The organism is Sphaerisporangium sp. NPDC049457 (assembly GCF_055586705.1).
On record NZ_JBVJHR010000024.1, the window covers coordinates 88,866 to 108,732 of the forward strand.

Here is a 19,867-nt window from a genome sequence, read left to right on the forward strand (position 1 = left end):
GACTCTTCGCGCGGGCCGCACTAGGATCTCGGGCATGACCCAGCTACCGCTGCGGGCTCAGCTCGCGAGTGCCCTCGGGCGTACGGCCGCGACCCTCTCGCGGGTCACCGGACGCGGCGACGGATCGGTGATCGGCGGGCGCGTCGGGCTGATCCTGGAGCCTGACCTGCTGCGCAAGCTGGCCGCCGACCGCAAGCTCGTGCTCGTCAGCGCCACGAACGGCAAGACGACCACCACCCGGCTGATCACCTCCGAGCTGCAGGAGCTCGGCGAGGTGGCCACCAACGCCTTCGGCGCCAACATGCCGGCCGGCCACGTGTCGGCCCTCGCCTCGAACAAGCAGGCGCCGTTCGGCGTGCTGGAGGTCGACGAGAAGTACCTCCCCGAGGTGCTCGACACGACCGGCGCCGGCGTGATCTGCCTGATGAACCTCAGCCGCGACCAGATGGACCGCGCGGGCGAGATCTGGCTGCTGGCCCAGAAGTGGCGGCGCGCCCTGGCCGGCAAGGACGTCCACGTCGTGGCCAACTGCGACGACCCGCTGGTCACCTGGGGCGCCTCGACCGCCGCCCGGGTGACCTGGGTGTCCTGCGGGCAGCCCTGGAAGGAGGACTCCTGGTCCTGCCCCGAGTGCGGCGGCCCGCTCGACCGCAAGGGCGACGACTGGGCGTGCCGCGAGTGCACCTTCCGCCGCCCCGAGCCGACATGGGTGCTCGACGACGACGCGGTGATCGACCCGAACCGGCAGCGCTGGGTGCTCGACCTGCGGCTCCCCGGCCGGGCCAACCGCGCGAACGCCGCCATCGCGCTGGCGGTCGCCGGGCTGTTCGGCCTGCCCGTCGAGCGGGCGCTGCCGCGGCTGCGCGAGGTCACCTCGGTCGCGGGCCGCTACACCATGGTCGAGCGCGACGGGCGGGCGCTGCGCCTGCTGCTCGCCAAGAACCCCGCCGGGTGGGTGGAGGCCTTCGAGGTGTCCGACCCGCGGCTGCCGATCATCCTGTCGGTGAACGCCCAGGGCCCCGACGGCCGCGACACCTCCTGGCTGTGGGACGTCGACTACCGCGTCCTGAGCGGCCGGCCGGTCTACGTGACCGGCGAGCGGCGGCTCGACCTGGCGCTCCGCCTGGACGTGGCGGGGGTGCCGTTCCAGCTCTGCGACACCTTCGACGACGCCGTGGCCCGGCAGGCGCCCGGCCGCGTCGACGTGATCGCCAACTACACAGCCTTCCAGCGAATTCGAGCGGAGTTCGGCCGTGCCGTCTGACAGCGCCCTGCGCATCGTATGGATCTATCCCGACCTGCTGAGCACCTACGGTGACCAGGGCAACGCCCTGATCCTGGAGCAGCGTGCCCGCAAGCGCGGCATTCCCGTCGAGACCGTGTACGTCCGCTCGGCCGACCCCGTGCCCGACTCGGGGGACATCTACCTGATCGGCGGCGGCGAGGACCGTCCGCAGATCCTGGCGGCCGAGCGGCTGCGCCGGGACGGGGGCCTCCAGCGGGCCGTCGACCGGGGCGCGTCGCTGCTGGCCGTCTGCGCCGGGTACCAGATCATGGGGACGGTGTTCGGCGGCGAGGAGGGCCAGCCGGTGGCCGGCATCGGGCTGCTCGACATCGAGAGCTCCCGCGGGCCGGCCCGCGCGGTGGGCGAGCTGGCCGCGGAGGTCGACACCGGGCTCGGCGGCCACATGCTGACCGGTTTCGAGAACCACATGGGCGTCACCCGGCTCGGCCCGGGGGTGCGGCCGCTGTCGCGCACGGTCGTCGGCGTCGGCAACGGCGACGGCACCGAGGGCTGCCACGCCGGCAAGGTCGTGGGCACCTACCTCCACGGTCCCGCGCTGGCGCGCAACCCCTGGCTCGCCGACGTGTTCCTGGGCTGGACGGCCGGCCCGCTGGCGCCGATCGACGACACCTGGTACGACCGCCTGCGCGACGAGCGCCTGCGCACCGTGCTGCCCCGGTAGCCGCGCACCGGCGGCTCCGGGTTCTCCGCGCCCGCGTCAGTAGACGAGCGCCTGGGCGCCCTCGGCGAGGACCTCTTCCACGAAGGTCGGCGCGCCCGCGATGCGCACGCCCTCGATCAGGTCGTCCGTGCCGATGTCCCGGCGCGCCGCGCACTGCGTGCACACGGTGACCCTGCCGCCGGCCAGTACGACGTCGAGCAGGTCGGCCAGGGGCGTCGCGTGTGGCAGGACGAGCTCCTTGGCGCGGCCGGGCAGGCCGTACCAGGCGGACTCCCCGGTCAGCCACAACGACACCGGGACGCCGCTCGCCACGGCCGCGGCCGCGACGGTGAACGCCTGATTGCACCTTTCGGGGGCATCCGAACCCGCCGTCACCTTTATCACCATTGATCGTGCCATGGTTCCGAGCCTATTCGCGGACGACGGCGCTCCACCAGGCGATTCCCGCTTCCGGTGCCATGGCGCAGGCTCGCGGGCGGGCATTTAGGCTCATGTGCCATGGACTCCCAGTCAATTCATCCTGACCTCGAGCCGATCGCCTTCCTGCTGGGCAGGTGGGAGGGGGCCGGGGTGGGCGGCTATCCGACCATCGAGAGCTTCCGGTTCGGCCAGGAGATCGTCTTCGAGCACAACGGCAAGCCGTTCCTGAGCTACCAGAGCAAGACCTGGCTGCTGGACGACGAGGGCGCCATGGTGCGGCCCCTCGCCACCGAGTCGGGGTACTGGCGCTCGCTCCCGGAGCGGCAACTGGAGATCGTGCTCTCGCACCCGACGGGCATCGTCGAGATCTACGTCGGCGAGGTCGTCTTCCACAAGATCGAGATGCACACGGACGTCGTGGCGCGCACGGCCACCGCCAAGGAGTACACCGCGGGTCAGCGCATCTACGGCCTGGTCAACGGCAACCTGATGTACGCCTACGACATGGCCGCCGAAGGGCAGCCGCTGACCTCGCACCTGTCGGCGGAGCTGAAGAAGGTCGGCTGAGACGGCCGGACGCGGCAGGGCGCCCGGCTCCCGCGAGCCGGGGCGGGACAAAAAGAACCCCGGGCGCGCTCCGCCTCCTGGGGAGACGGGCCGGCTGGACCATGGGAGGAGAGGCTCCTCCCGCCGGCTGCCCGGGGTTCCGGTGTCTGCTTGGATTCGCCGGACGTCGCCGGTGCCCGGGAGGGCACGACACATCTGGACGAAGGTCCCGATGGGCGATGTCCTAGCGGACAGCCACCTCGCTAGCCCAATAATGATCAACCATTGTTTGGACCACCTCCCTTCTGCGTGCTTGTAAGTTATGCGAGCCCCTGGGGCGGGGGCAAGCGAATATCCACGGCGGCCCCGCGGGCCTGGCCGACCTTGCGTCGCCCCGCTGCTCGTAGACTCATTCCATGACCGGGACATGGCACGAGGAGTTGCGCGCGCGCGGTTATCGGGTGACTCCGCAACGGCAACTGGTGCTGGAGGCGGTGACCCGGCTCGGCCACGCCACACCTGAGGACATCTGCGGCCAGGTGCAAGAGACCGCCAGAGGCGTCAACATCTCCACCGTCTACCGCACGCTGGAGCTGCTGGAAGAGCTCGGCATGGTCACCCACACCCATCTGGGGCACGGCGCCCCCACCTACCACCTGGCGAGCAAGGCCGACCACGTCCACCTGGTCTGCCGCGGCTGCGGCGAGGTCACCGAGGTCAGCCCCGAGATGGTCGACGGCCTGGTCACCACGCTGCGCGAGCAGCTCGGCTTCGAGACCGACGTCCACCACCTGACCGTCTTCGGCCGCTGCCGCGACTGCCACTCCTGACCCCGCCCGCCGAAGTCGTCGCGACGCCGGCGGAGCAATAGCCTTGAGGCATGCGTAGCCCTCTGCTTGACACGCCAGGAGCGGTAGCCGCCGAGACCCCCGACCACGCCGTGGCCGCCCACTACGGCGAGCCCTACGCCGAGCAACGCGCGCTCATCGAGGGGCAGGCCCTCGTCGACCGGAGCAACCGCGAGGTCGTCCGCGTCTCGGGCCCCGACCGGCTCGGCTGGCTCAACAGTCTCAGCTCGCAGAAGCTCGACACGCTGCCCCCCGGCACGCCGGCCCAGACGCTGCTCCTCGACCCGCAGGGCAGGCTGGAGCACCACCTGACCCTCGTCGACGACGGCGAGTCGGTGTGGGCCCACGTCGAGCCCGGCACCGCCATCACGCTGGTCGCCTTCCTGGAGAAGATGCGCTTCATGCTGCGCGTCGAGGTCGCCGACCTGACCTCCGCGTACGCCGTGGTCACCGTGCGGGCTCCCGGCGCGGCCGGCGGCGACGTGCCCGTGCCCGTGCCCGACGGGGCGATCGCCATCGGCGGCGACCTGCTGGTCCCGCGTGAGCGGCTCGCCGGGCTCCCGGCCGAGCTGGGCCTGCGTCCGGCCGGCCTGTGGGCGTACGAGGCGCTGCGCGTCGAGGCCCACCTGCCCCGCGAGGGCTTCGAGACCGACCACAAGACGATCCCGCACGAGGTCGGCTGGATCGGCTCGGCCGTCCACCTGACCAAGGGGTGCTACCGGGGGCAGGAGACCGTCGCCCGCGTGCACAACCTCGGCCACCCGCCGCGCCGCCTGGTCTTCCTGCACCTCGACGGCAGCGTCGACACCCTCCCGCCGCACGGGACGCCGGTGACGCTGGGCGTCGGCTCGCCGCGCGAGGCCGACCCGGAGGCCGCGGCCGAGGGCGCCGCCGAGCCGGGCCAGGTGGGCTTCGTCGGCACCTCGGCGCGCCACCACGAGCTCGGTCCGATCGCGCTCGCCGTGGTCAAGCGCACCGTGCCGGTGGACATCGAGCTGCTGGCCGGGGGAGTGGCCGCCACCCAGGAGGTCATCGTGCCGCCGGACGCCGGACGCAACGTGACCATCGACCCGGCGCTGCGCCGGCGCGTCCGCTGACCGCCGCCGGCGTCAGAGGTCGATGACGAGGGTGATGGGACCGTCGTTGACGAGCGCGACCTTCATGTCGGCGCCGAACACGCCGGTCTCGACGCGGGCGCCCAGCGCGCGCAGCTCGGCCACCACGGCGTCGACGAGCGGCTCGGCCACCGGCCCGGGAGCCGCCGCCTGCCAGGTCGGCCGGCGGCCCTTGCGCGCGTCGCCGTAGAGGGTGAACTGGCTGACCACCAGCAGAGGCGCGCCGATGTCCGAGCACGACTTCTCACCGGACAGGATGCGCAGGCCCCAGAGCTTGGCGGCCAGCTTGGCGGCCTGCGCCGGGCCGTCGTCGTGGGTCACGCCGACCAGCACGAGCAGGCCCGGCTCGTCGATGGCTCCCACGGCGCGCCCGTCGACGACCACGGACGCCGAACTCACCCTCTGGACCACCGCACGCATGGCGCCGATTCTTCCACCGCCTGTGGGCGCGCGCGAACGGCGCGCGCCCGGGGGGTGAACGGCACTGATCGTCCGTCCGTAGACTCATGTGCGAAGGGAGCTGAAGTGTCCGTTGCGCCACTGATCGTGGAAGTAGTCCGTTCCGGGTTCGTCGAGTCGGTCCACCGCGCCTGGGTGTTCGCCCTGGACGCCGAGGGCAGGCCCGCCGTGGTCCACGGCGATGTCGCCGCCGCGGCCTCCCCGCGCTCGTCGATGAAACCCATCCAGGCGCTGGGCATGCTGCGCGCCGGCCTCGCACTGGACGGCGAGCTGCTCGCGCTCGCGTGCGCCAGCCATTCGGGCGAAAGCTTCCACCTGGAAGGGGTCGCCAAGATCCTGGGGGTCGCAGGGCTGGACGAGACCGCGCTCCAGTGCCCCGAGGACCTCCCGCTCGACGTCGCCACGGCCCACCGCGTGCTGCGCGCGGGCGGCGGCCCCGCGCGCGTCACCATGAACTGCTCGGGCAAGCACGCCGCGATGCTGGCCACCTGCGTGGTCAACGGATGGCGGACCTCCGACTACCTCCACCCCGCGCACCCGTTGCAGCGGGCCATCCGCGCCACGGCGGAGGAGCTCACCGGCGAGCGGGTCGCGGCGACCGGCGTGGACGGCTGCGGCGCGCCGCTGTTCTTCTCCTCCATGGCCGGCATCGCGCGCGCCTTCCGCGCGCTCGCGCTGGCCGAGCCGGGCAGCCACGAGCGGCGCGTCGCCGACGCGATGCGCGCCTACCCCGAGTGGACGTCGGGCACCACCCGGCCGGAGGCCACGCTGATGCGGGCCGTCCCCGGCCTCATGGTGAAGTCGGGCGCGGAGGGGTTCGACGCGTTCGCCTTCGAGGACGGCCACGCCGGCGCCGTCAAGATCGAGGACGGCAACCCGCGCGCCCGCGTGCCGGTGACGATCGCCACGCTGCGCGCCCTCGGGCTCGGCCTGGACGCCGCCGAGCTGACCACGCTGGCCTCCCCACCGCAGTTCGGCGGCGGCCGGCCCGTCGGCGAGGTCCGCGTCCGCGGCCCGGTGTGACCCGCCCCCGTCAACGGGCAGGGCGGCCGGCTCGACGACGGCCGGGTGGCGGGCTCGGGCAGGCCAAGTAGCGGGCCCGAGCCCGGGTGGCGGGCTCAGATGGCGCGGCGGAACTGGCGGGAGGTCGAGATCGCGCCCGAGGTGGTCAGCGTGAACGTGCGCATGGAGTCGGCGAACTTGGAAAGGTCCCACTCGGCCGGGCCGTGGTACCAGTAGAGATGGTCGGCCTGCGCGCCGTTGCCGTTCAGCGAGGCCACCACGCGCGCCCAGCGGTCGACGTTGTCGAAGACCACGGCGTAGGGCAGGTAGCGGGAGAACAGCTCGATGCGCTGTGCCGGGGGCACCTCGCCGATCTCGCCCGAGGCGAGGTAGTCGCGGAAGCCGAGGGTGTGGGCGAGCGCGGACGAGCCCCGCGAGGTCTTGGCCGGCATGTACTGCCCGCCCATCGACAGGGCGGCCCCTGCGATGATCAGCGCCAGGCCGAGCAGCCCGTAGGTGGTGAACCAGGCCAGCAGCACCGTGGCCAGCACGCCCAGCCCGGTGATGATCACTCCGATGGTGGTCCAGCGGGTGCGCACGGAGTCGGGCCGCCGGGTGAACCAGCCCTGGGCGACGACGTCGCGGTAGAGCGCGTCGCGCACTCTGCCGAGCCGGGCCGCGAAGGAGCCGTGCAGCTCCGACAGCAGCACCGCCTCGCGGCCGTCGAAGATCGCCATGTGCAGCGCCCGCTCGTAGTCGAGCAGCTCGTCCATGGGCGCGCCGGGCACCTTGACCAGCCGCCAGTCGGGCGCGTCGTAGGCGCCGCGCGGCTGCTCCTCGATGTGGACGTAGCCGCGGACGGCGAGGTCGACGATGGTGGCCGTCACGTCGATCACGTCGGCCTGCTCGTCGATCAGCGTGCCGATCTGGCCGGGGCGCACGCCGTCGGGCGGGGCGAAGTGGCCGTCGCGCAGCGTGGTGACCGGGGCGCCGGCCTCGTGGTCGATGACGCGGGCGTCCCTGCCGCGGGTCCAGTAGAGCAGCGCGACGCCGCCGAGCAGCAGCAGAAGCAGCCCGGCGAGCGCGCCGCCGGTGACCGGGCTGAGCGTGAAGGCGTTGGAGAGCTCGAACCGCCGCTCGAGGATCGGCTTGCCGCCGCTGGCCCCCGGCGGGAAGCCCGCCACCACGGTGAGCGCCTGCCCGGGGCCGAGGCCCTGCTGCTCGAACTCGGCGCGCGTGCCGCTTTCGTCCATGGAGGCCGCGGTGCAGCCGGTCGCCGAGGTGAGGTCGCCGGCGAAGCACGAGAGGCTCTGCAGAGGCGCGGGACCGGCCAGCTTGACCAGGGCCTGCTGGACGGGCGCCGACCAGCCGCTGACGGCGTACCAGCGCAGCTCTTCGCCGCCGCCGACCGGGGTGACCGCGCCGGTCACGTCGTACTCGATGGTGGCCGTGCCCTTGCCGCCGAGCGTGATGGTGTCGTCGGCGAAGGTGGCGTCGCCCTTGAAACCGGAGACGCGGTAGACGCGGTCGTTGGCGTCGTCGTACCGGGTGCGGGTGAGCAGCGTGCGCCGCACCTGGCCGGTGTAGGCGAGCTGCTCTTTGACGTGCAGGACGCCGCCGGGCCGTAGCTCGACGGTGATGTCGGCCTTGCTCACACCGTCCGCTGTTCCGGCGTGGGCGGCCGGGGCGAAGACGAGCACGCCCAGCGCGACCGCGAGCGCGCATCGACGAACGAGATCCACCATGGGGCGTCAGCCTAGCGGTCGGCGCCGACAGGCGTCGCAGGAACGCCCACGGCTGATCAGGCCCCAACAAACCAGGACAAGACTGATGGGGGACGGCCGGTCTACCAGGGGCCGTACGGGCCGCTGTTGCCGCCGCGCCCGCCCCGGCCGATCTCGCCCACGGCCGGCTTGACGTCCGCCAGGTAGACGCCCGAGGCGATGACCGAGATGATCGTGAAGAAGCTGAGGGCGGTCAGCCCGGCGTACCCCACCACGGCGGCGAAGGTGAACAGGGTCGCGAGGCTCAGGAACAGCAGCCAGAGCTTCTTGCTGAGCTTCTGGGCCATGAGGAACGCGCGGGCCGGGGTCCTGATCGCGTGGAAGAGGGCCCACGCGCACATGCCGAAGGCCGCGATGGCGAGCACAAAGAAGATGAGATCCAGGAAACTGTGAATCTCGAACATCGCCTCTCCCAAGGGTCATGTGAACGGCCGGCTTCAGCCTAGCCCGGTCGGGCGCCTCGCGGGCCCCGCGGCCGAGCCCGGCCAGGCGGCCTTTCTGGCGCTCGCGAGCCCGATCGCGTCCGCCGGCGGACCGGGCGGCGCCGCGAACGGCGAGAAGATCGGCGAACGGCGGTGAACGGTCGGCGGGGCGGCCAGGCGGCCGTCCCGCCCCTCCAACGCGCGAGGCCCGCCCCGGAGTTCCGGGACGGGCCAGGCGGGGCGCCGTGGCGGCTCAGGCCTTGGTGGCGCCGGTGGTGCGGGGGGTCCTGCGCGCCGCGGTCGTGCGGGAGGCGATCGCCGGCTCGGCGGAGGTGGAGACGTCCTCCAGTTCGAGGGCGGCCTCGCCGGTGACCCGGCTGACGACCTTGCGGCCCCGGTCGGCGAACTGGTCGTAGAGCAGCGCGGCCTTGGAGCCGAGGGTGTCGGCGTACTCCTTGGCCTTCTCGGGCAGGTCCTTGGCCACGGCCTCGGCCTTGACCTGGACGTTGGCGGCGTACTTCTTGGCCATCGTGGGCAGGTCGCGCGCGACGGCGCCCACGTCGGGCCGGTGGGCCTGCAGGCGGTGGAACTGCTCGGGCAGCTCGCGGAGCTTCTCGACCGCGTAGTCGCCGGCGCCGGCGACGGCGTAGAACGGCTTGGACTCGGCGAGCTTCTTGACCTCGTCGTTGAGAGGCATGGGTTAACCTTCCTTGGGTTCCGGTTGAATGCGGCCGTTCGACGAGGAGGTGGCAGCCTCCTCAACGGGAACCGCGTCGACCCCTCGGGGCTCCGGCTCGGACCGGGCGTTCTCGGCAGTCCGCTCGGCTCCGGGCGGAGCCTCGGCTACTCGGTTCTCCTTGCGGAACGACTCGTAGATGTCGATCAGCACCTGGCGTTGCCGCTCGGTGAGGGTGCGGTCGGCCCTGATGGCGGCGAGCACGTCGCTGTCCGGCTCGCGGTCTTCGATGAGACCCGCCTGCACATAGAGCGCCTGCGACGAGATGCGCAGACCTTTGGCGATCTGGTTGAGAATCTCCGCGCTCGGCTTGCGGAGCCCGCGCTCGATCTGGCTCAGGTAGGGGTTGGACACCCCGGCCTGAGTGGCGAGCTGGCGCAGCGAGATCTTCGCCTGCTTCCGCTGATCGCGGATGTACTCGCCGATCGAGCCGACCTTCGGTAGTTCCATGACTCCAGTATGCGGCGCCGTGCTTGCAAATGCAAACACCCTGGTTAACACCAGCTAGCGCCGGGCGGCGTCAGCCCGGATACATCCACAGCAGCGGCGCGGACACCGACAGCAGCACCGAGAACGTCACCAGGCTGTAGCGGACCCGCCGGGGCAGCACGGCGCCGGGCTTGACCAGGCGGTTCACCCGCGCCATCACGTGGTCGCTGCCCGCGCCGAGCGCGCCGTCGGGCGCGGGCACCGCCCCGGCCGTGCCGAAGCGCAGCAGCGCCGTGGCGAGGCGGCGCGGCGAGCAGTAGCGGCGGGCGCGGTCGTCGGCGGCCATCTCGACCAGCAGGGCGACGGCGGAGTGCGCGTCGCGGACCACGCCCAGCCACGGCAGCGCCCACCTGAGCGCGGTGAACGGCAGCAGGACCAGGTCGTGCCGTTCGCGGACGTGGGCCGCCTCGTGCGCCAGCACGGCGGTCAGCTCGTCCCGGCTGAGCAGGGACAGCGTGCCCGCGCTGACCACGACCTCCGACCGCAGGCCCGGCACGCAGTACGCGGCGGCGCCCGGGTGGTCGAGGATGCGCACGCCCGGCACGCCGGGGTCGTCGTGGGCGATGAGGCTCAGCAGGGCGCGGTGGCGCCGCCGGGCGCGCAGCGTCTGCGTCCCGGCCGCGAGGAGCACGGCGACGAGCACGGCCAGCAGGGTCAGCCCCGCGGCGAGCGCGGCCGTGCGCGGCAGGTCGTACGCGCCGAGCAGGCCGTGGCCCATGCCGAAGGAGACCGCCGAGTCGGCGAAGGTGTGCAGCCCGTACAGCACGCCGCCGCCGTAGGGCTCAAGGGCGTACGCCAGCAGCGCGCCGACGCTGGCCAGACCCCAGGTGACGCCCAGCGACTGCCACAGCAGGATGGCGGACCGGGGAGCGCGCCACGGCCACCGGGCGAACGTCAGCCGCCATGCCCCGAGCGCGCACGCCGTGGCGAGCGCGGCAAGGACGGCGGCGGCGATCACTCTTCCTCTTCCAGCTCCGTGAGTGCTCTGCGGAGGATGTCGGCCTCCGAGCCCGAGACCGTCTGGGCGAAGCGCGTGAGCGCCGCCGAACGGTCGCCGGTCATGTCGAGAGCTTCCAGCATAAGCTCAGCGACGTACGCGTCGCGGCCGGCCGCCGGCGCGTACCGCCAGGCGCGCCCGTCGCGGGTGCGGTTGAGGAAGCCTTTGCGGGTGAGCCGGTCGAGGACCGTCATCACCGTCGTGGGGGCGAGGTCGCGGTCGGCGATCAGACGGCCGACCTCCCTGGCGGTCAACGGGGCATTCTGAGCCCACAGGATGTCCATGATGCTGCGTTCAAGCTCGCCCAGACCCTTCACACGAGTAAGCCTACCTCGGGTAGTACTACGTCGCGTAGAGGCCCCGCGGTGAGCCGGACGTGCCTTCCGGCCGGTTCAGCGGCGCTCGGTCAGGCCGGGCGTGACGACCACGGCGTCGCCGCCGGGCTCGTCGGTGGGCCGGTCGGCGTCGCCGGTCGGCCGGTCGGGCGCGCACTCGGCGCCGCAGCCGCCGAAGCGCGCGGTGTCCAGCGGCGGGAACGGCGCCGGCGCCACGTCCTTCAGCGCGGCCAGGAAGGTGTCCTTCCAGATCGGCCCGGGGATGGTGGCCCCGAAGACCGAGCCGTAGTACCTGCCGCCGATCGTGACGCCGTTGAGCTTGTGTGCCACCGCGCCGCGGGGGTCGCCGATGCTGACCGCGCCGGCGAGGTCGGGGGTGAAGCCGGCGAACCAGGCGGTCGCCTGGTCGTCGGTGGTGCCGGTCTTGCCCGCGGCGTCGCGGCCGATGCCGCCCACGGCCCGCATCGTCCCCTTGGTCAGCACCCCCGACAGGATGTGCGCCGTGGCGTCGGCGACCGCGGGCTCCAGCGCCTGGCGGCACCGCGGGGAGTAGCGGGTCACCTTGCCGTTCTGGTCGGTGATCTGCGTGATCGCCATGGGCGCGCAGTACTTCCCGCTCGCGCCGATGGCGGCGTAGGCGTTGGCGACGGTCACCGGGTCCATCTCGTTGATGCCGAGGGTGAAGGTCTCGAACTCCTGCAGCGGGGCGCCGTCGGCGCGCTTGATGCCCAGCGACCTGGCGGTCTGGACGGTGGCGCACAGGCCGACCCGGCGCTCCAGCTCCAGGAAGAAGGTGTTGACCGAGTGCCAGGTGCCGGTCTGCAGCGACTGGAACCCGCCCTCGCCCTCGTCGTTGGTGATGGTGTGGGTGGGGTCGCCGACCCTCCCGCCCGCGCAGTTCTTGAAGTCGGCGTACCCCGGGGAGCGGTAGCCGTTGCCGACCGTGAAGCCGTCATTGATCTTCATGCCCTGCTTGAGCGCCGTGATCAGCGTGAAGGTCTTGAAGGTCGAGCCCGCCTGGAAGCCGCCGATGCCGCCGTGCGCCTTGTCGGCCACGATGTTGTACGACATCTCGTTCTGGCGCGCCGAGGTGCCGTACGGACGGCTGGCCGCCATCGCCTTGATCGCTCCGGTGCCCGGCTGGACCAGCGCCTCGGAGGCGACCGGGGCGTCGGTGGCGTGCACGTGCTCGCGGATGGCCTTCTCGGCGGCCGCCTGCATGCGGGGGTCCAGCGTCGACCTGATCGTCAGGCCGCCGCGGTACAGCAGCCGGGCGCGGTCCTCCTCGGTTTTGCCGAAGGCGGGGTTGCGCAGGAACTCCTCGCGCAGGTACACGCAGAAGTACGGGTAGGTGCTGGCGCCGCAGTTGCCGGGCAGCGGGGTGCCCCGGTAGCCGAGCTTCTTCGCCTTGGCCTCCGCGGCCTGCTCCTTCGTGATCTTGCCGAGCTCGGCCATGCGGTCGAGCACGAGGTTGCGGCGCTCCAGCAGGCGGCTGCGGTTCTTCTTGCCGCTCTCGGGGTCGGTGGCGGTGGGCAGCTGCACCGCGGCGGCCAGGGTCGCCGCCTGCGACAGGTCGAGCTGGGAGGCGTGCACCCCGAAGAACCGCTTGGCCGCGGCCTCCACCCCGTTGGCGCCCGCCCCGAAATAGGCGATGTTCAGGTACTTTTCGAGGATCTGGTCCTTGGTGTACTTCTGCTCGACGGCCATCGCGTAACGCAGCTCGTTCAGCTTGCGCGCGTAGCTGGCCTCCAGCGCCTTCTTCTTCTCCTTCTCGGTGACGGCCGCGTTGAGCAGGACCTGCTTGACGTACTGCTGGGTGATGCTGGAGCCGCCCTGGCTCACCCCGCCCGACTGCAGGTTGCGGGCCAGCGCCCGCGCCGTGCCCTCCAGGTCGATCGCGCCGTGCTCGTAGAAGCGGAAGTCCTCGATGGAGATGATCGCGGTCTTCATCACGTCGGCCACCCGGGTGAGCGGCACGACCTCGCGGTAGACGTCCCAGAACTGGGCGATCTGCCGCCCCCTGGCGTCCAGTACGGTGGTCTTCTCCGCCAGCGGCGGCTCCACCAGGTCCGCCGGCTTGAGGTTCAGCTCGTCCGACGCATGCACCACGGCCGCGCCCCCGCCGCCCACCACGGGCAGCGCCAGACCGGCGACCAGCACTCCCGCCGCCACGGCGGCGGCGGCCAGGCGCCCGATGTCGGACAAGGCGCGCCGCGCGGGCGGCGCGTCGTGGCGCTCCCGGAACTCCTGGTCCGGGCCCTGCTCCCCGAGGCTGAACATCAAACCCTCCCCTATTGACATTAGGGTTTAACCTAAACCTTATAGGAAAGAATGAGTGCCCGCGGTCCGGCCGCCGTCAAGATCAGCCGTGCGGCGCGGTCCCTCCACGCGGGGCGGCGACGCCCCCGGGAAAGGTGCGCACGCATGGAGCTGACCCTCGTCCAGAGCGACATCACCGAGCAGCGGGTGGACGCGATCGTGAACGCCGCCAACTCCTCGCTGCTCGGCGGCGGAGGGGTGGACGGCGCCATCCACCGGCGCGGCGGCCCGGAGATCCTGCGCGAGTGCCGCGCTCTGCGGGCGTCCCACTACGGCGGGGGACTGCCTACGGGACAGGCGGTCGCCACCACGGCCGGCCGGCTGCCGTCCAGGTGGGTGATCCACACGGTCGGGCCGGTCTACGCCAGGTCCGAGGACCGCTCCCACCTGCTCGCCTCCTGCTACACCGAGTCGCTGCGGGTCGCCGACGAGCTGAAGGCCGAGACCGTCGCCTTCCCCGCCGTGTCGGCGGGCATCTACGGCTGGCCGCTGGACGACGCCGCCCGCATCGCCCTGTCCACGGTGCTGGGAGCCGCCACCGGCGTGGTGGAGGCCCGGTTCGTGCTGTTCGGCGCCGAGGCGTACGCGGCGTTCGAGGCCGCGCTCGCCAGCCTTCGCGGGTAGGCGGGCGGCCGGGTCCCCATCGTCAGCCGTCAGCCGGAGGGACGCGCGCCGGGGGCCAGGGCGGACCACGGCAGCGTCACCTCGCCGAGCCGCCAGCGGCGCCTGCCGCCGAGCGGCGGCGTGGTGGCGACCGGCCAGGTGGCGGCCAGCCGCTCCACGGCGGCCATCCACCGCGGGCGCGCGCCGTAGGCCCCGTACGGCGCCGACAGCGCCCAGGCGTGGTCGAAGTCGCGCAGGAACGCGTGGACGGGCTCGCCGGGCACGTTGCGGTGGATGAGCGCCTTCGGCAGGCGTTCGGCCAGGTCGGAAGGCCGCTGGAAGCCCGCGAGGCGGGCGGACAGCGTGACCGTCCGCGGGCCCGCCGCGTCGAGCGCCACCCACGCGGCCCGGTGGCCGACCTCCGAGCAGGTGCCCTCGACGATCACTCCGCCGGAGGCCAGGCCTGAGCGGAGCAGGTCCCAGGCATCCCATGCCTGCGCCTCCCCGTACTGCCTGAGCACGTTGAACGCGCGCACGATCAACGGCCGGCGGTCCACCGGCAGCTCGAACCCGCCCCGCACGAAGCTCAGCCCCGGCCGCTCGTACGGCTTGGCGGCGGCCACGCGCGCCGGGTCGATCTCGATGCCCACCACCTCCACGTCGGGACGGACCCGGCGCAGGCGGGCGAACAGCTCCAAGGTGGTGACGTGCGAGGCCCCGTACCCGAGGTCGACCACGAGCGGGCGGTCGGCCGACACCAGCAGCCGGCCGTAGACGGCGGCGGTCCAGCGGTCGGCCCGGCGCAGGCGGTTGTGCCCCGTCGTGCCCCGGGTGATCTCGCCGACCGGCCTGCCCGGCACCGGCCCGCCGCCCCGCGGACGGCCGGCGTTCACAGGTCGCCCGCCGGGCGCGAGGACGCCGGATGCGAGGCCACGGGGCGCGACGTCACCGGGTGTGACGCCGCCGGACGCGAGGACGCCGGGTGTGCGGGCGTCAGGCGCCGCGGGTTCCCTGGCGCGGAGAAGCCGGACGATAACGGCGCGATGGGGGTACCGCCCACCATGAGAGTCGTGACGAGCCCGTACAACCCGCATGCGACCGATCTTGTAGACAAGGCGGGCAAGGCGGGCAAGGCGGATGTAGTACGCGACATGGGCACAATAGGGAATGCGGGGGTGGCGGCGGGCGTCCACGACACGGGACGCCTCCGCGTCTGGACATGCCCGTACACGGCAGGCCGCGCGCGACCGGATGCCGCCATGCTCAGCGGACCGTCATGTTCAGGAGACCCGGTGCACCTTGTGCTGCGCGGCCTGCGCGCGCGGGCGGATGACCAGCCGGTCGACGTTGACGTGCGCGGGCCTGGTGACGCACCACGCGATCGCGTCGGCCACGTCGTCCGCCGTCAGAGGGTCGGGCACCCCCTGGTAGACCTTCTCGGCCCGGTCCGCGTCGCCGCGGAAGCGGGTGAGCGCGAACTCCTCGGTCTTGACCATGCCGGGGGCGACCTCGACGACGCGCACGGGCTCCCCGCACAGCTCCAGGCGGAGCGTCTCCGTCATGGAGGTCTGGCCGTGCTTGGCCGCGGTGTATCCGCCGCCGCCCTCGTAGGAGGTGAAGCCGGCCGTCGAGGTCAGCATCACCAGGACGCCGTCCCCCGACTCGATGAGCCTGGGCAGCAGCGCCTTGGTCACGCGCAGCGAGCCGAGCACGTTGACCTCGTACATCTGCCGCCAGTCGTCGACCAGCCCCTCCGCGACCGGCTCCAGGCCGACGGCGCCGCCCGCGTTGTTGACCAGCACGTCACAGCGGTCCAGCGACGCGGCCAGCTCGGCCACCGACTCGTCGGAGGTCACGTCCAGCGGAAACGGCCGGATGGCGGGGACCTCCGCCGCGAGCTTGTCCAGCCGGTCACGACGCCGGGCGGCGGCCACGACGTCGTAGCCCTCGGCCGCGAGCCGGCGCGCGGTCGCCTCGCCGATGCCGCTGCTCGCCCCCGTCACCACAGCTGTTCGCCTCATGTGCAGTCCTCATGGTCGGATTCGGTCGTCGCGCACCCGGCGCTTACAGCGCACCCAGCGCATCCGGCGGGCTCGTGCGCCGCCCGGCGGCTCCCGCGCGCCGGCCCGTCGCGCTCGCGCGCCGCCCGACCGTCATCTTGCCAGCGTGCACCAGGCCGGATGCGCGCGGGACCACGGCCGCTGGGAATCACCGGAAGTTTTCGACAGTTATCAACATTCTGGAGGTGGTATCGGTGCCGCGAGTGCCGGTCGCACGCCGGATCAACCGGGTCGCGACGATCAGCATGCACACGTCCCCCCTCGACCAGCCGGGCACCGGCGACGCGGGAGGCATGAACGTCTACATCGTCGAAGCGGCCAAACGGCTGGCGGCCCTGGGAGTCGAGGTCGAGATCTTCACGCGGCAGACGGCCCGCGACCTGCCTCCCGCCGTCGAACTGGTGCCGGGCGTGACGGTGCGGCACGTGACCGCCGGGCCCTACGAGGAGCTGGACAAGGGCGACCTCCCCGGTCAGCTCTGCTCCTTCCTGTCCGGCGTCCTGCGCACCGAGGCGACGTTCGAGCCGGGGCACTACGACGTCATCCACTCCCACTACTGGCTGTCCGGCCAGGTCGGCTGGCTGGCCAAGGAACGCTGGGGCGTGCCGCTGGTGCACACCATGCACACCATGGCCAAGGTCAAGAACCTCCTGCTCGCCAACGACGACAAGCCCGAGCCCCCGGCGCGCGTGCTCGGCGAGGAGCAGGTCGTCGAGGTCGCCGACCGCCTGATCGCCAACACCGAGGCCGAGGCGCGGGAGCTGATCGACCTCTACGACGCGCCGCGAGAGCGCGTCGCCGTGGTCAACCCCGGCGTCAACCTCCAGGTGTTCCGCCCCGCCCCCAAGGACGCGGCGCGGCGCCGGCTCGGCCTGCCGCAGGACGCCCACATCATGCTGTTCGTCGGCCGCATCCAGCCGCTCAAGGCCCCCGACGTCCTGCTCAGGGCCGCCGCGCGGATGCTCGCGGAGGATCCCTCCCTGCGTTCCCGCCTGGTCGTCGCCTGCGTTGGCGGGCCGAGCGGCAACGGGCTCGCCCGCCCCTCCTACCTCACCGACCTGGCCGCCGAGCTCGGCATCTCCGACGTTCTGCGGCTCGCGCCGCCCGCGCCGCAGCACGAGCTGGCCGACTGGTACCGCGCCGCCGACGTCACCGTCGTCCCCTCCCACAACGAGTCGTTCGGCCTGGTCGCGCTGGAGTCGCAGGCGTGCGGCACCCCGGTCGCCGCCGCGTCGGTCGGCGGCCTGCGCACGGCGGTGCGAGACGGGGTGTCCGGGCTGCTGGTCGACGGGCACGACACGCACGTCTGGGCCAAGGCGCTGCGCGTTTTCGTCGAACGCCCGCTGTGGCGCGACACGCTGGCCGGCGGGGCCAGGGAGCACGCGGCGGCCTTCGGCTGGTCGGCCACGGCCTCGCGCCTGCTGGAGGTCTACTCGGGCACGCTGGCCCGGATGGGACGCACCCCCGTCTGCGCGCGCCTCTAGTGTCATGATCGCCGGCCGGCAGGGCAGTACTGTCGACGCCGACCGTAAGCGACCGGCGAGGCCGGCGTCCGACACGACGAACGCGGGAGTGTGCACTGTCATGGATCACGAAGCGGTCGTCGAGTCCGCGCTCAAGGCGGCCGAGGTCTCCTACGAGCGGCCCCAGCCGGGGGCCTTCCTGGTGCGCCTGCCCGGCCGGCACAAACTGGCGACCATGACCTGGCTCACCGTCTCCGACCAGGCCCTGCACGTCGAGGCGTTCTTCTGCCGCCGCCCCGACGAGAACCACCTGGAGTTCTACCGCTGGCTGCTCGGCAAGAACGGCTCCATGTACGGGGTGCACTTCGCGCTGGACCAGGTCGGGGACGTCCACCTCGTCGGGCGGCTCCCGCTCGCGGCGGTGTCGGACGAGGAGATCGACCGCCTGCTCGGCTGCGTGCTCACCTACGCCGACGACTGGTTCGACCGCGCCCTTGAGCTGGGGTTCGCCTCCTCCATCCGCCGCGAGTGGGACTGGCGGGTCAAGCGCGGCGAGTCGCTCGCCAACCTGCGGGCCTTCGAGGGCATCGTCCAGCGCGAGCGCGAGCGAGACGGACTCGGTCCGGCCGGCGGACAGCACTGACCTCGCGGGCGGCGAGGACCGCGCCGGCCTGGGAGAACGGGCCGCTCGGGAGGACGTCGCCCAAGGGGTGGCGCGGCGCAGGGTAAAGCGGCCACGGCCTAAGCTTGGGCGCATGGCTACTTTGGTGCTATTGCGGCATGGTGAGAGCGAGTGGAACGCGAAGGGCCTGTTCACAGGCTGGGTCGACGTCACCCTCTCGCCCGCCGGCGAGGAAGAGGCGCGGCGCGGCGGCAGGCTGCTGGTCGAGGCGCAGGTGCGTCCCGACGTGGTGCACACCTCGGTGCTCACCCGCGCCATCCACACCGCCAACCTGGCTCTCGGCGCGGCCGACCTGCTCTGGCTGCCGGTGACGCGCTCGTGGCGGCTCAACGAGCGGCACTACGGCGCGCTGCAGGGCAAGAACAAGGCGCAGACCCGTGAGGAGTTCGGCGACGAGCAGTTCATGCTCTGGCGCCGCTCCTACGACGTGCCGCCGCCGCCCATCGCCGACGACGACGAGTACTCGCAGGCCGGCGACGCGCGCTACGGCACGCTGCCCTCTGAGCTGCTGCCGCGCACCGAGTGCCTGAAGGACGTCGTCCACCGCATGCTGCCGTACTGGTACGACAGCATCGTGCCCGACCTGGCGGCCGGGCGCACCACCCTGGTGGTCGCCCACGGCAACTCGCTGCGCGCCCTGGTCAAGCACCTCGACGGCATCGGCGACGACGAGATCGCCGGCCTCAACATCCCCACCGGCATCCCGCTGCGCTACGAGCTGGACGACGACTTCCGGCCCGTCAAGCCCGGTGGCGAGTACCTCGACCCCGAGGCCGCCAAGGCCGCCATCGAGGCCGTGGCCAACCAGGGCAAGGCCAAGTAGCTTCAAGCCCGCGCGGCCGCCCTTCCCCGTCCATGGTCGAGCCCCGGACCCGCGAGGGCCCGGGGCTCTGCCATCGCACGAGGACGCGGCGCCCGCGCGTCCTCGTGCCTAGGACGCCGAGGAGCGCTCGGGCCGGTCGCCGGTCACCAGGTAGACCACGTCCCGGGCGACGCGCACGGCGTGGTCGGCGTACCGCTCGTAGTAGCGGCCGGTGAGCGTGATGTCGATCGCCGGCTCGATGCCGTGCGACCAGTCCTTGGACAGCAGCACGCGGAACAGGCGGCGGTGCAGCCGGTCCATCGCGTCATCGTCGGCGTCCAGCTCCTTGGCCAGCTCGACGTCCTGGTTGGCGATGCAGCTGCCGGTCTTGGTGACCAGGCGCTCGGCGATCTGGCCCATCTCAAGGATGGTGTCGCGCACCTCCACCGGGATCGCCGACTCCGGGTGCCGCATGCGCGCGATCTTCGCCACGTGCTCGGCCAGGTCGCCCATGCGCTCCAGGTCGCCGCCCATCCGCAGGGCCGTGATGGCCGTGCGCAGGTCCACGGCCACCGGCTGCTGGGTGGCCATCAGCTCGAAGATGGAGGTCTCGACCTCCTTGTAGAGACGGTTGACCTCGGCGTCCTGAGAGATCACGCTCTCGGCGAGCTGCAGGTCGGCGTCCAGCAGAGCCGTGGTGGCCCTCGAAATGGCCGACCGGACCAGATGGGTCATCTCCACCAGCCGATCGGTGAGAGCGTTGAGTTCTTGGTGGAAGGCGTCGCGCATGCGGCTCACGCTACGCGCGCGATCGTGAA

The 19,867-nt window shown here is 72.4% G+C and carries 22 protein-coding genes; 10 read left to right on the forward strand and 12 right to left on the reverse strand.

The window, feature by feature from the left end; all coding sequences use genetic code 11:
- Positions 1-34: 34 nt before the first annotated feature.
- Both ACZ6QO_RS32000 and ACZ6QO_RS32005 read left to right on the forward strand, forming a co-directional pair.
- Positions 35-1,264, forward strand: coding sequence for a DUF1727 domain-containing protein (locus ACZ6QO_RS32000; RefSeq protein WP_465856199.1), 1,230 nt, complete (start codon positions 35-37; stop codon positions 1,262-1,264).
- Positions 1,254-1,967 carry a type 1 glutamine amidotransferase gene (locus ACZ6QO_RS32005; protein WP_465856201.1) on the forward strand — a complete coding sequence of 238 codons (714 nt, stop codon included), beginning with the start codon at positions 1,254-1,256 and terminating at the stop codon, positions 1,965-1,967. Before ACZ6QO_RS32000 ends, ACZ6QO_RS32005 begins: the two co-directional genes overlap by 11 nt.
- A gap of 36 nt (positions 1,968-2,003) precedes the next feature.
- Here the strand turns inward: ACZ6QO_RS32005 and ACZ6QO_RS32010 are convergent, their stop codons facing one another.
- Positions 2,004-2,366: a DsrE family protein gene (locus ACZ6QO_RS32010; RefSeq protein ID WP_465856203.1), complete on the reverse strand. Its 363-nt coding sequence runs from the start codon at positions 2,364-2,366 to the stop codon at positions 2,004-2,006.
- Between the two features lie 99 nt (positions 2,367-2,465).
- Here ACZ6QO_RS32010 and ACZ6QO_RS32015 point away from each other — a divergent pair, with 99 nt between their 5' ends.
- The 3 genes from ACZ6QO_RS32015 to ygfZ all read left to right on the forward strand — a co-directional run bounded on the left by ACZ6QO_RS32015 (position 2,466) and on the right by ygfZ (position 4,878).
- Entirely contained in the window at positions 2,466-2,954 is a 489-nt protein-coding gene (locus ACZ6QO_RS32015) for a heme-binding beta-barrel domain-containing protein (RefSeq protein WP_465856204.1), read from the forward strand.
- A gap of 395 nt (positions 2,955-3,349) precedes the next feature.
- A complete protein-coding gene (locus ACZ6QO_RS32020; RefSeq protein ID WP_465856206.1) occupies positions 3,350-3,763 on the forward strand; it encodes a Fur family transcriptional regulator in 414 nt (137 codons plus the stop codon).
- Positions 3,764-3,813: 50 nt separating this feature from the next.
- Positions 3,814-4,878 carry a CAF17-like 4Fe-4S cluster assembly/insertion protein YgfZ gene (ygfZ, locus tag ACZ6QO_RS32025; protein ID WP_465856208.1) on the forward strand — a complete coding sequence of 355 codons (1,065 nt, stop codon included), beginning with the start codon at positions 3,814-3,816 and terminating at the stop codon, positions 4,876-4,878.
- Positions 4,879-4,890: 12 nt separating this feature from the next.
- Here ygfZ and dtd read toward each other — a convergent pair whose 3' ends face one another.
- Positions 4,891-5,316 (reverse strand): D-aminoacyl-tRNA deacylase, encoded by a 426-nt coding sequence (dtd, locus tag ACZ6QO_RS32030; RefSeq protein ID WP_465856210.1) that lies wholly within the window; start codon positions 5,314-5,316, stop codon positions 4,891-4,893.
- Between the two features lie 105 nt (positions 5,317-5,421).
- On the opposite strand from dtd, the gene ACZ6QO_RS32035 reads away from it, so the two are divergent.
- The gene (locus tag ACZ6QO_RS32035) at positions 5,422-6,378 is read left to right on the forward strand and encodes an asparaginase (RefSeq protein ID WP_465856212.1); all 957 of its coding nucleotides are present in this window, start codon (positions 5,422-5,424) and stop codon (positions 6,376-6,378) included.
- A 95-nt stretch (positions 6,379-6,473) separates the two neighbouring features.
- On the opposite strand, the gene ACZ6QO_RS32040 is transcribed toward ACZ6QO_RS32035, so the two are convergent.
- The 7 genes from ACZ6QO_RS32040 to ACZ6QO_RS32070 form a co-directional block, all read right to left on the reverse strand.
- Positions 6,474-8,102, reverse strand: a complete 1,629-nt coding sequence (locus ACZ6QO_RS32040) for a DUF2207 domain-containing protein (protein ID WP_465856214.1) — start codon at positions 8,100-8,102, stop codon at positions 6,474-6,476.
- A gap of 101 nt (positions 8,103-8,203) precedes the next feature.
- Positions 8,204-8,545: a DUF2516 family protein gene (locus ACZ6QO_RS32045; RefSeq protein ID WP_465856216.1), complete on the reverse strand. Its 342-nt coding sequence runs from the start codon at positions 8,543-8,545 to the stop codon at positions 8,204-8,206.
- Positions 8,546-8,816: 271 nt separating this feature from the next.
- Positions 8,817-9,260: a hypothetical protein gene (locus tag ACZ6QO_RS32050; RefSeq protein ID WP_465856218.1), complete on the reverse strand. Its 444-nt coding sequence runs from the start codon at positions 9,258-9,260 to the stop codon at positions 8,817-8,819.
- Between the two features lie 3 nt (positions 9,261-9,263).
- Complete coding sequence (locus ACZ6QO_RS32055; RefSeq protein WP_465856219.1) at positions 9,264-9,749, reverse strand: helix-turn-helix domain-containing protein; 486 nt, start codon at positions 9,747-9,749, stop codon at positions 9,264-9,266.
- Positions 9,750-9,819: 70 nt separating this feature from the next.
- A complete protein-coding gene (locus tag ACZ6QO_RS32060; RefSeq protein WP_465856221.1) occupies positions 9,820-10,746 on the reverse strand; it encodes a M56 family metallopeptidase in 927 nt (308 codons plus the stop codon).
- Positions 10,743-11,102, reverse strand: a complete 360-nt coding sequence (locus ACZ6QO_RS32065) for a BlaI/MecI/CopY family transcriptional regulator (protein WP_465856223.1) — start codon at positions 11,100-11,102, stop codon at positions 10,743-10,745. The genes ACZ6QO_RS32060 and ACZ6QO_RS32065 overlap by 4 nt, the downstream gene beginning before the upstream one ends.
- A gap of 75 nt (positions 11,103-11,177) precedes the next feature.
- Entirely contained in the window at positions 11,178-13,400 is a 2,223-nt protein-coding gene (locus ACZ6QO_RS32070; RefSeq protein WP_465856225.1) for a transglycosylase domain-containing protein, read from the reverse strand.
- 144 nt (positions 13,401-13,544) lie between these two features.
- Between ACZ6QO_RS32070 and ACZ6QO_RS32075 the strand changes: the two genes are divergently transcribed.
- Entirely contained in the window at positions 13,545-14,063 is a 519-nt protein-coding gene (locus ACZ6QO_RS32075) for an O-acetyl-ADP-ribose deacetylase (RefSeq protein ID WP_465856227.1), read from the forward strand.
- 29 nt (positions 14,064-14,092) lie between these two features.
- On the opposite strand, the gene ACZ6QO_RS32080 is transcribed toward ACZ6QO_RS32075, so the two are convergent.
- Positions 14,093-14,935, reverse strand: coding sequence for a class I SAM-dependent methyltransferase (locus ACZ6QO_RS32080; RefSeq protein WP_465856229.1), 843 nt, complete (start codon positions 14,933-14,935; stop codon positions 14,093-14,095).
- Between the two features lie 387 nt (positions 14,936-15,322).
- Positions 15,323-16,063 carry an SDR family oxidoreductase gene (locus tag ACZ6QO_RS32085; RefSeq protein ID WP_465856231.1) on the reverse strand — a complete coding sequence of 247 codons (741 nt, stop codon included), beginning with the start codon at positions 16,061-16,063 and terminating at the stop codon, positions 15,323-15,325.
- Between the two features lie 233 nt (positions 16,064-16,296).
- Between ACZ6QO_RS32085 and mshA the strand changes: the two genes are divergently transcribed.
- From mshA to ACZ6QO_RS32100, 3 genes are all read left to right on the forward strand, one after another.
- Entirely contained in the window at positions 16,297-17,586 is a 1,290-nt protein-coding gene (mshA, locus tag ACZ6QO_RS32090; protein WP_465856233.1) for a D-inositol-3-phosphate glycosyltransferase, read from the forward strand.
- Between the two features lie 100 nt (positions 17,587-17,686).
- On the forward strand, positions 17,687-18,208 hold the full coding sequence (locus ACZ6QO_RS32095) for a type III secretion system chaperone family protein (protein ID WP_465856235.1): 522 nt from the start codon (positions 17,687-17,689) through the stop codon (positions 18,206-18,208).
- 112 nt (positions 18,209-18,320) lie between these two features.
- Complete coding sequence (locus ACZ6QO_RS32100) at positions 18,321-19,070, forward strand: phosphoglyceromutase (protein ID WP_465856237.1); 750 nt, start codon at positions 18,321-18,323, stop codon at positions 19,068-19,070.
- Positions 19,071-19,178: 108 nt separating this feature from the next.
- On the opposite strand, the gene phoU is transcribed toward ACZ6QO_RS32100, so the two are convergent.
- A complete protein-coding gene (gene phoU / locus ACZ6QO_RS32105; protein ID WP_465856239.1) occupies positions 19,179-19,838 on the reverse strand; it encodes a phosphate signaling complex protein PhoU in 660 nt (219 codons plus the stop codon).
- Positions 19,839-19,867: the final 29 nt, after the last annotated feature.